Raw genomic sequence first — 1,891 nt, forward strand, 5'->3', positions numbered from 1 at the left:
TAATCAAATTTTGGTATGAAGTTTTGTAACTCATTATCAATATTTCCAAAGTATTCTTCAAATCCTTTATTATCCCATTTTTTCTTTCCGTGATAAAATATTATTGGAATAACTGCTGTTAATTCTTTATTTTGCTTAATTTGTAATTCCCATATTCGTAACATATAACCAAGTAGTTGGAAATGCGGAAATTTTTCAGGCTGGCTTTTATGTTCAAATAATAGTGAAATTTTCACATTTGAACTTTTCCCATATTTACAATTATAAACTAAGTCCGAAAAACTTGAATTTAGACGATTATCAAGATATTCTGTATTGTCAATTTCCAGAGTGTTTAAATCCAATTTTTCAACAATACTTGGACTTATTGTTTTAGACACAAATTCTCTAACTCCGTTTTTGTTAGAAAACAGACTTTTAAAAAATCTATCGTGCGTATTTATTTTTTTATTATTCACTCTTTCAAACTTTTAATTTAAATACAAATATACAACATTTTCAATTCTGTTTCAAAATTGTATTAATTTTCAATGTTAAAAAGTCTAAAACTGCTGTTAGTTTATTTTCTAATTGCACTTAAGGTAGTAATATAGTTAATGGTTTATATTTCTTCTGAGTATCTTGGTTGTGGATGCAGAAATAATTTATGCAAAGCAGTACCACCACGAAATGCCAGTTCGTTAGACAAAAACTCATCAGAAAACATTTCTACCAATGCTCTGCTGATAACCAGATCCTGTTCCACCTGTTCGTTAGATTTCCAAGGAGCAAATTGTGTCCATTCCGTAATATATGCTCTTGGTATCATTCGTCAATCTCAATTTTAGTGTTTACATTTATTTTCCATCTGTTTTTGGTGCTTTGCTTATTCAAATTCAAGGAAGGATTCAATTTATTGGTCTTTATTGAAGTTTGTGATTCTTTTAGTAGATTGAATAATACATTGGCTAATTTAAGTTGTTCACATTCATATTCCCATAAATAACCCAATCGTTGGATGTCGGCATTGGGAGCCAATTGAAGTATATCGGCAGTTAATTGGTGGTCATTTATTTCTTCAGACAATTCATTAATAACGGTTGCAAGCCTGTTAAAGCCACCTATAGTTTTATGATAATTAATTAAATCAATGCAAGTCAAAATGGGATCTGACACATTCACATAACCGCTTTCGGTCTTTTTTTGCATGATATGAGAATCAGGGAAATTTCTTTTGCTCACATATTTTATATGGATACCTTTTTTATTAGTGGGGCGCATACTAGGCAAAGTGGTACAAACAAAATGAGATTGAGGTTGCTGATGTGCTGCACCATGCAATGCTGCTGCTGACAATAATGAAATATAATATGGGCGATCCAGGTACTGCATCAAATCATCCATAAACATAACAGGAGGAAGTATGCCCATATTTTGATAGGCCGGAGGAATTATGATGTAGAAGCCCTTGCTGATAGAGATGATTTTGTTCTTATCCACTAATCTCTTTAGTGCAAATTTTATGGAAGCATAAGATTTGTCAGGCATCTGAGTATGCAGATACGCCAGGGTAAAACTATATTTCCCACTAGCCAGTTGCTGGTTTATCCAGTCTGATATTTTACTTTGTTCTTCCATTTCATTTCTGATTGTCTGCGCAAAGATACGTTTTCCGATACTTATCGCAGACAAATGAGATTTTTATTTTTTGAGACGAGGCGATGCCTTAGCATCAGTGAGTTGAGAAAGATAAAAATATCGCAAAAAGATAGGAATCTAATTTTACAGAGTTTTTTATAGACAATGAAAAAAATTGAAAATAATGTATCAACTACAAAAATATAAACAGATGGAAATAATATCGAATACAGAACAAGGAATAACGAATACTGAAATAATGAGTCCACTCTAA

2 protein-coding genes and 1 pseudogene are annotated in these 1,891 nt (G+C 31.7%); all 3 read right to left on the minus strand.

What is annotated here, in order from left to right:
• A partial coding sequence (locus U9R42_12610; protein ID MEA3496860.1) for an Rpn family recombination-promoting nuclease/putative transposase occupies nucleotides 1-458 on the minus strand: 458 nt, incomplete at its 3' end.
• A gap of 146 nt (nucleotides 459-604) precedes the next feature.
• Nucleotides 605-808 (minus strand): annotated as a pseudogene (locus U9R42_12615) (nucleotidyl transferase AbiEii/AbiGii toxin family protein).
• The gene (locus tag U9R42_12620) at nucleotides 805-1,617 is read right to left on the minus strand and encodes a type IV toxin-antitoxin system AbiEi family antitoxin (GenBank protein MEA3496861.1); all 813 of its coding nucleotides are present in this window, start codon (nucleotides 1,615-1,617) and stop codon (nucleotides 805-807) included. Before U9R42_12620 ends, U9R42_12615 begins: the two are co-directional and overlap by 4 nt.
• Between the last annotated feature and the right edge of the window lie 274 nt (nucleotides 1,618-1,891).

The organism is Bacteroidota bacterium (assembly GCA_034723125.1).
GTDB lineage: Bacteria > Bacteroidota > Bacteroidia > CAILMK01 > JAAYUY01 > JAYEOP01.